The 5,786-nt window shown below is 52.0% G+C and carries 6 protein-coding genes and 2 pseudogenes; 7 read left to right on the top strand and 1 reads right to left on the bottom strand.

Annotation, left to right across the window (positions count from 1 at the left end):
* Both PsW74_RS29005 and PsW74_RS22980 read left to right on the top strand, forming a co-directional pair.
* Nucleotides 1-1,088 (top strand): annotated as a pseudogene (locus PsW74_RS29005) (type IV secretion system protein B4); the annotation flags it as partial.
* The gene (locus PsW74_RS22980; protein ID WP_063305876.1) at nucleotides 1,070-1,849 is read left to right on the top strand and encodes a hypothetical protein; all 780 of its coding nucleotides are present in this window, start codon (nucleotides 1,070-1,072) and stop codon (nucleotides 1,847-1,849) included. The pseudogene PsW74_RS29005 and the gene PsW74_RS22980, both read left to right, overlap by 19 nt.
* Before the next feature lie 23 nt (nucleotides 1,850-1,872).
* Here PsW74_RS22980 and PsW74_RS22975 read toward each other — a convergent pair whose 3' ends face one another.
* Nucleotides 1,873-2,583 (bottom strand): hypothetical protein, encoded by a 711-nt coding sequence (locus tag PsW74_RS22975; RefSeq protein WP_063289741.1) that lies wholly within the window; start codon nucleotides 2,581-2,583, stop codon nucleotides 1,873-1,875.
* Between PsW74_RS22975 and PsW74_RS22970 the strand changes: the two genes are divergently transcribed.
* The 5 genes and pseudogenes from PsW74_RS22970 to PsW74_RS28995 all read left to right on the top strand — a co-directional run.
* The gene (locus tag PsW74_RS22970; protein ID WP_063289740.1) at nucleotides 2,582-3,550 is read left to right on the top strand and encodes a hypothetical protein; all 969 of its coding nucleotides are present in this window, start codon (nucleotides 2,582-2,584) and stop codon (nucleotides 3,548-3,550) included. The two genes, PsW74_RS22975 and PsW74_RS22970, sit on opposite strands and share 2 nt — an antisense overlap.
* A gap of 5 nt (nucleotides 3,551-3,555) precedes the next feature.
* Entirely contained in the window at nucleotides 3,556-3,732 is a 177-nt protein-coding gene (locus tag PsW74_RS29000) for a hypothetical protein (protein WP_159096767.1), read from the top strand.
* Entirely contained in the window at nucleotides 3,716-4,492 is a 777-nt protein-coding gene (locus tag PsW74_RS22965) for a VirB8/TrbF family protein (protein ID WP_063290522.1), read from the top strand. The genes PsW74_RS29000 and PsW74_RS22965 overlap by 17 nt, the downstream gene beginning before the upstream one ends.
* Nucleotides 4,489-5,475 (top strand): TrbG/VirB9 family P-type conjugative transfer protein, encoded by a 987-nt coding sequence (locus PsW74_RS22960; RefSeq protein WP_063290521.1) that lies wholly within the window; start codon nucleotides 4,489-4,491, stop codon nucleotides 5,473-5,475. The genes PsW74_RS22965 and PsW74_RS22960 overlap by 4 nt, the downstream gene beginning before the upstream one ends.
* 1 nt (nucleotide 5,476) lies before the next feature.
* Nucleotides 5,477-5,786 (top strand): annotated as a pseudogene (locus tag PsW74_RS28995) (hypothetical protein); the annotation flags it as partial.

Here is a 5,786-nt window from a genome sequence, read left to right as displayed (position 1 = left end):
ACAAGCCTCAGGCTGCGGGGCACTACCTGATCTTTGCACCCACTGGTACAGGTAAGTCCACGTTGATCATGCATCTGCTTGGCGGGATCGCCAAGTTTGCAGGGGTGCGCAACTACGTCTTTGACAGTCTGGAAGGGGCGCGGTTCATGACGGAGGTCATGGGAGGCAAATACCAGTCCTTTGATCAGCTTTCTCTCAATCCTCTTGATGGCGATTTAACCGACAAAGCCACACGCCAGCGGGCTGCTACCATGATCCGGATCATGCTGGGTGAACAGTACGCGCAAGAGATGGATGACCAGATCAATGATGTGCTGGATTTTGCCAGTGTCATGGATCGAGGTGAGCGTACGTTTGACAGTATTTTCAAGACGGCATTCCCACCAGATACGGATATCAAGCGGGCCTTCTCCAGATGGGTTCATGATGAACGGCAAGGAGAAGGGGCTTATAGCCACATCTTCAATGCCCCTCATGACAGTATCCGCTCTTTCCTTGAAACCAGCCATCTCGTTGGCATTGATATGACCGAGCCGCTCAAAGATCCGTTGCTTGGTCCAGCTCTGGTGACACATGTATCCAGCGCCATCTATGAAGCTGCCAAGGTGAACCAAAAGGGCTTTTCCATCTTCGTTGATGAGGCCGCTAACCTTCTGCGCAACAAAGGCTTCCGTGATCTCGTTGGGCAGATGTTCATGGAATACCGTAAGCTTGGTGGTGTCGTCGGGCTCGCCTTCCAGAACCCTGATGCGCTTGTGGAGTTTGAAGGATCTGCCAAGATCATCAATAACGCTCCGAACCTTCTCTTTATGGCTGGTTGCGGCGGCAGTGATAGTACGCTGGAGCCATTTAACCTGAGTGATGATCAGATCGCATTTATTCGCGGTGAATCACCGTTGACGGGAGGACGTCAGGTTCTTCTGGTCAGGCGGGATCTGGCGACCGGTTACAATGAAAGCACCATCATTGATGTTGACCTATCCGGTCTTGGTGATGCGCTGCGCTTCTACCGCTCTGGTACCGGCCCAATGGCTGAACTTCGGAAAATTCAGGAAGTCTGGGGGGATCAATGGCTGTCTCACGTTTAATCGCGGTTACTGCTTTAACGCTATCGCTCTGCATTGCCTCTGGAAGTACGCAAGCGGCTCAACCTGTCATTGATGTGAAGGGATTAAAGGCAGCAAAGGACCAGATTAGCGCTCTGAAAGAGCAGATTAAAACGCTTAAAGAGCAGCTTGATGTGGTCAAGGATGTGCGTGCTGGCGTGGACGACACGCTCAAAAGCATTGGCGAGGTCTCCAAGATCTCCATTCCGTCCATCAACTTTTCCAACATCACCAGTCAGATCATGTCAGACAACTCCTGCCTGGTTCCAGACTTTGAAAGCCTGATGCCGGATGTGAGCTTTGATGAGATGGATATCGGCTCGCTTTGCTCTCGTTCCGATGCCTATCAAAACGGTCTGGTTGCCGAACCCAAAGACATGAAGTCCCAGACTTGGGAGCAAAAGAGATCCACAATTGCTGGCGTGCAAAAAGCACGAGAGAACACGGTTGCGGATGCGTCTTTTAAGGGGCTGGCTCAGGCTGATATGGCGCAAGAAAACGCGGTTCAGACCTTGAGCGCAGCACAAGAGTTAAAAGGGGAAGGGGCGAAAGCTCAGACCGTCAACGAGCGCCTGCAGGTGCTCATCGAGGTCAACACTGCGCTCCTGCAAAGTCAGGCACAAACCAATCAGCTGCTTGCCCAGCTCCTCAAGGTTTCTTCTGCTAAATCTATCCTGCAGGGCGTTCCGCTTGAGAGTGAACTCGCCAAGAAAGACATGAAAAAGAAGGGAGGTTCTTCATGACCTCCCTGAGCTTATCGTCATCTTCAGTTGGTTTGCAGGTACTTCAGCGAACCTTCATTCTTGCGCCGCTCGTACATGGCTTTGTAAGCCTCCGGAACGTCTGGACTGCGCCAATTCGGAATGCGGCAGTCTTCCATTCTGAAGTTAAAGCGTTTGGTGTGCCGGTCGCAGTAAAATACCTCATAAGCCCGCCAGTTCTCTGCATCAAACGGTGCACTTTTCTCAAGCGAATAACTCCATTCAAGGTGCATCAGCTCCAGGTCGCGGTATTTGGCAACAGCGTCTTGATGCTCACTCGTCTGAAAAACCTTTTTATCAGTCTCAACCCGAAATGCTTTTTCGACCTTTCCTCTTTTGAGGAACGGTACGTCTTTTACAACAGACTTCACACCCTGCTTGTACTCAGCTTCCGCAGACTTCTCCCACGCTTTGTACGCGGCTTCGTACTTCGCGAGTTCATTAGAAAGATCTTCGAAGCTCTTCAGGTTGTTCCAGGCCCATTTAGCATAAGTCGGATCAAGAAAGTCCGAGGCATCTGTTCCCCAGTTATGTCGCGTAGGCGGTACGGCAGCCCCATCCAAGGCGATGGAACTCTTCAGTTCATCGAGGTTGATTTCGGCTTGTGCCTGCACGGTACCAATAAGAAAGGTGAGTGCAATGAGTAGTGGTTGTGTTAGCTGCCAGGTCATTGAAGAGTACGTCAAAAACGGCGGCGTCTTTGTAAATAATTTCATGGATATAGCCTTTGACCCTATGCTGGCAATTTTTGTGAGCCTAGCATGTTTATGGGCGGTATTCCAAGGGTTTAAGGTCGTTACCGGCGCTGCAGACGTCGGGGGAATTGCCACTCAGTTCGTGTTCTTGTTCTTTGGCTTTGGTGTGTTGATGGCCCTGCAGTATGGACTTGCAGGCCAGGTCTACGAAGTCACCTACAACGTCATGTTTGGCATTCCTGCAAGCATTATGGGCGGCGGGGGTGGCAGCAGTATTGTGGTGGAGCTTGTTTCAGGTATTGAAACGGCCTTCATGCAGCCAATCAACATGGCAAAGTCCATGATGGATGGAGCAGGGTTCTTCGACAAAGTTGGCTATGTGATTTTCACCGGCCTTCTGATGCTGCCCTTTATTCTGATGATGATTGTGTTTGTGACACAAGTTGCCATTGGCCTTTTCCGCATCATGATGATTTGCCTGTTTGCTCCCTACATCATCACTCTGAGCGCGTTTCCTTGGGGGCGAGAGCAGATTGGGAACGGTGTGCGAACCCTGCTGGGTGCCATTATCACTCTTGTTTCGGTCACATTGGTGTTCTCGCTCATCGTTAAAGGCGTTGAGAGTCTCGTACCGACCGGTGAGGGAGTTGGTACAGATTTGAGCGATGACACCGCTTGGGGGAACTACATCGTTGTAATCCTCACTGCATGGTCTGGCGTGGCGCTCATTCAGGAAGCGGTCAGCCTTGCGGGAACCATTGCGCAAGCCTCTCTCAATGCAGCAACATCAGGCGCCATGATGTCCGGTATTGGCGGTATGGCCAGCAGCTACATGAAAGGCGGTGGCATGGCCTTCAAGGCAGGTAAAGCCGCGATTGGCGTCTCAAACGATGCTTTGGGCGATGCCGCTCACAGCATGAGCAAGCAATACAGCTCAGGCAGCGCTCCCAAAAGTCAAGCAACCGATGCACTCAAGTCAGAGAAGTAATTTCCATGCGTAATAGATTCATTCCATTCCTTTCGATTGTCTTGCTGTTGGCTGGTTGTCAGACCACCGAGATGCCGTATGAACCGGTAAATACCGACGAAATGCGGCCCTCTCCCTGCGCCTGTGTAGAGCTTGAATATCAACCTCAAACCTTCGAGTGGGTCGATGCTGCACAAGCTTAAATTTGGCAAGAAAAACAAAGCGGAGCCGGAGGCCCCAGTTGAGGGCACGGCACTGGTTGAGGTCAATGCGCCCGAGCTGAGTGTTGAGGGTGAACGACCTGGAGCACATGAAGCCGTTCTGGATGCAGACCCCTTTGCTTACAAAACTGCCCATCGTCGCATGGTGAGATTGTTCAAGGTCTCAGTATTCCTCAATGTAGTCACTGGCCTGGGGTTAGCTACGGCATTGCAAGTTCTGGCAGTAGCGATCCCTTTGAAGACAACAGAAGTGGCGCTCTTGCGTGTAGATCCAGCTGATGACCGGATTTACCGTGTGGAGCCGATCTCCGTCGAAGTTGATGGCTTTGAGTTGATGCTTGAGAAGATGGCACGCCGCTATGTGGCGCAGATCCTCGCAATTGATGGCATCTCTCAAGGCGCACGGTTCAGGGAAGTTGCGACCTATTCAGATCCAGCGTTTTACCGTGACTTCCTGAAAGAGAATGAAGGCCGGATCGACCAAGCTATTGAGGACGGCCTCAACCGTTCCATTACCGTAGAGACGGCCAACCAGATCGATGCCTATGACGGCGTACATCAGTACTCCGTTGACTTCATCCAGACTGACAAGATCGGCAGACAGCCCCAAGAGCAAAGCAAGCTTCGGGCCTATCTGGAAATGACCACGCGCCCGCAAGACGTGACTTCAGTTGAGCGCTTCGAAAATCCCCTTGGTATCCGCATTTTGAAATTGGCTGTTCAGGAAAGGCCAACCTCATGACCTCTCGCATTTCTCTTTTTCTTGTAACGATGCTTGTTTCAAACACCGCTCTTGCGCAGACCGCACTTAATCGTGGTCCTCAAACACCAAGCCAGCGCGTTGCACAAGGCCAGCAGGTTGCAGCTCAAAGCGTAACGGCCAGTGTGCCACAGGATGCGCTGAAACAAGCTGCAGCTCAGCGCCGTGGTCAGTTCGGACCGATGAGCCGTACGACCGTTCCATTGGGCCAGATCCAGAAGGCATGGGACAAGGCCGGTAAGGACAGCGGCGTTCATACTCAGGTTGATTGCGGTGCCTGTGTTTACCGCGTGCGCCTTCGTGAGTTCATGCTTTCTGTCATCCAGCTTCCAGAAGACGTGAAGATCAAGAACGCTGATGTTGCCGATGCAAGCTTGTTCGATACGAAGGTGCGCACCGACAACACACTGGTGGTTAAGCCGCTGGCGGCTGGCGTTGATAGCTCCCTGCAGGTCTATGCGGAAGATGGCAGGGTCTACAGCTTCTATCTTCGTGCTGAGACTGTGAATTCAAAACATGTTCCCGATCTCCTCTTCAAGATCGAGGAGCCCCGTGTTGCGCAGTCCTCCTTTATCGAAGTTGCTGCAGGTGGGCCACCAGCACCGCTGATGAACATGCCATATACGCCTAAGTCAGGTGATGCCCAAAAGGTGGCCGGTGACTATGTGAAGAAAGCCAACATCGACCCTTCCAAACTGCGCGGATGGGGAGAGTACAAGCTTTGGGGATCTGACAACTCGCTGAAGCCTGAAATGGTGCTGCGCGATGATCACTTCACCTACATTTTCTACGGCGACAAGTGGAAGGATATTGAACTGCCGACCGCCTATGTGGTGGTTGATGGGATTGATGAGTTGGTCAATACCCGCGTGTCCGGATCAACCTATATCGTTGAAAACACGAGCAAACTGATCACTCTCAAATCTGGTCAGTCCTACATGTGCATCCAGTTCAAGGGTAACTAACATGAGTGTATGTGAGTTATTCCTTGCGGTTGGACTGAGCTTTGGCGGGGCGTGTGAGCCCGAGCCAGTTGTGGCTCGTGGATTGCCGCCAAGTGATGAAGGGGTGTTTGATTACAAACTCCCCCCGCAGCCAAAGCCGGTGACGCCGCCAGCACCACCGCCACCACGTATCATCATGGCTCCTCCAATTGTCGTTGAAAGGGAAGTCAGCAAGGACGCACCGCCCAGAACGATCATCAAAAAAGAATACATCACGGTCGAGAAGATTGTTGAGCCGAAAAAACCGAAAGAGCCCAGCCCGTTTGAGCTGG

The sequence above is a fragment of the Pseudovibrio sp. W74 genome, assembly GCF_001623085.1.
Taxonomy (GTDB): domain Bacteria; phylum Pseudomonadota; class Alphaproteobacteria; order Rhizobiales; family Stappiaceae; genus Pseudovibrio.
The sequence above is the reverse complement of the archived record's forward strand: the minus strand, read 5'-3'. Positions and strand labels throughout refer to the sequence as shown.

Bases quoted from the DNA above. Each gene is read 5' to 3' on its own strand.
- PsW74_RS22980 (WP_063305876.1), top strand. From the start codon at position 1,070: ATGGCTGTCTCACGTTTAATCGCGGTTACTGCTTTAACGCTATCGCTC.
- PsW74_RS22970 (WP_063289740.1), top strand. From the start codon at position 2,582: ATGGATATAGCCTTTGACCCTATGCTGGCAATTTTTGTGAGCCTAGCA.
- PsW74_RS22975 (WP_063289741.1), bottom strand. From the start codon at position 2,583: ATGAAATTATTTACAAAGACGCCGCCGTTTTTGACGTACTCTTCAATG.
- PsW74_RS29000 (WP_159096767.1), top strand. From the start codon at position 3,556: ATGCGTAATAGATTCATTCCATTCCTTTCGATTGTCTTGCTGTTGGCT.
- PsW74_RS22965 (WP_063290522.1), top strand. From the start codon at position 3,716: ATGCTGCACAAGCTTAAATTTGGCAAGAAAAACAAAGCGGAGCCGGAG.
- PsW74_RS22960 (WP_063290521.1), top strand. From the start codon at position 4,489: ATGACCTCTCGCATTTCTCTTTTTCTTGTAACGATGCTTGTTTCAAAC.